The organism is Bacillota bacterium (genome assembly GCA_012837335.1).
Lineage (GTDB): Bacteria > Bacillota > Limnochordia > Darwinibacteriales > DTU012 > DTU012.
Map to the genome: position 1 here is coordinate 1 of DURM01000086.1, position 1,757 is coordinate 1,757.

The 1,757-nt window shown below is 44.1% G+C and carries 2 protein-coding genes; both read left to right on the forward strand.

Annotated elements, in window-relative coordinates:
* A partial coding sequence (locus GX019_10980; GenBank protein HHT37679.1) for a hypothetical protein occupies window positions 1-421 on the forward strand: 421 nt, incomplete at its 5' end.
* Window positions 422-455: 34 nt separating this feature from the next.
* Window positions 456-1,583: a substrate-binding domain-containing protein gene (locus GX019_10985; GenBank protein HHT37680.1), complete on the forward strand. Its 1,128-nt coding sequence runs from the start codon at window positions 456-458 to the stop codon at window positions 1,581-1,583.
* Window positions 1,584-1,757: the final 174 nt, after the last annotated feature.

The window sequence follows — 1,757 nt, forward strand, 5'->3', positions numbered from 1 at the left end:
AAATATTATTTTTGATAACATCATTGTTACCGGCAGAGGGCGCTGCTACGTTGAAGGCGTCGAAGGAAAGCCAGTGGAAAACGTCAGTTTCAACAACATCACATGGAATATCAATGGTGCCTGTAAAATCAGTGACGCGGTTAAACCTGTTGGTGCTCGCAGGGTTGATTTAGATCCCGACCGAATTAATTACGCTGTTAATCCCCATCAGTTCATAATGGTTAATACCAAGGACATCAGCATTAACGGATTAAGATTGTACGACTTGACAGGTGAAGAACTTGCAAAACGCGGCTTATATTACATTGCTAATTCGGAGAACATCCAAATCCATAATGGTCCAACACTTAAGGGTGACGGCAATCAAGTGGCAATAAACAGCAGTAATAATGTTATCATTAGTGGTAGAGCCATCAGTTAACACCATTGCAGAAGAGACCAGGGGGTGTCAGAAGATGGTAATAGATCGAAATTCAAAAATGCCTTTATATAGACAGGTGTATGAGTATCTCAAGATGCTCATTTTGAGTAATCACTATGGAAGTTCCGGGTTTCTGCCATCGGAACGAGAATTGTGCAGTGAGCTGCAGGTTGATCGGGCTACTATTCGCAGAGCTTTGGATCTACTGGTTGAGGATAATTTGGTTGAAAAAACTGCCAGTGTTGGTACTCGGGTGAAAATGCCCAAGACAGGCAGTTTGGCTGAAAATAACATTATGTTTATCCTTCCCAGAGAAGGGACAAAGGATGAAAGGATTACCGGCTCATTCAATTCAAACCTCTTCTATGTGGTAGAGCGGGAGTGCAAAAAGCGGGGCTGCCGAGTAATATATACAACTATCGACGCTGATGAGACACTAGAAGACTGTCTGGGAAACGACAGTGCTGCAGGCATAATGTTGATCAGCAAAAACCGAGATGAGATCTATCGGGAAGCCCAGCGGCTGGGTATACCGACTGTGTTGGTCAACAATTATTATCCAGGATTCAACAGCATTTTAATTGATAATGTTGATGGAGCCTATCAAGCGGCTAAGATGCTGATCGAAAGCGGTCACGAGAAGATTGCCGTAATTGCCGGTGTTCCTGAGTATCCTGCATCTCAGGAGCGGATTACTGGGTTTAACAGGGCGATGTTTGAGGCAGGTCTTGATTTCCACCGGTATCCGGTTCAGTATGGCTATTGGACATATGAAGGTGGATATAACTGCATGGCAAAACTTTTGGCTGAATATGAGCCAGAGGAATATCCTACCGCAGTATTTGCCCTCAATGATTGGAGCGCCTTTGGAGCTATTCGGGCAGTTGAAGACCGTGGGCTGAGTGTTCCCGATGATATCAGTGTAGTTGGATTTAATGGAATTGAGCTGCCGATAGCATCGAAGCATGAATTGGCTACAGTAAAGGTTAATATCGATCTGATGGGGCGGCTGGGAGTCGAGTACTTGTTAATGGGAATCGATAGCGCATCTGCTGGAACAGGTTTGGATTACTCAGTGAAAATACTGGTACCCACCACACTGATAAAGGGTCGTTCTGTAAAGGAGCGGACACATCGGAAAAGCACCGCTGGTGGCCGGTAATTTAAACACAAATACAAGTTTTCGAAAAGTTTTGCTGTCAAGGAACTCTTAGTGTAAAGTTACTGTAGGACAGGAAATCGGCTTAGAAAAAAAGAAGAAGATCTCACCGTCCCGCTCGGACGAGTACAATACTCTGAGGTGAGATCTTCTATGCAATCAATATTCGATGAAATC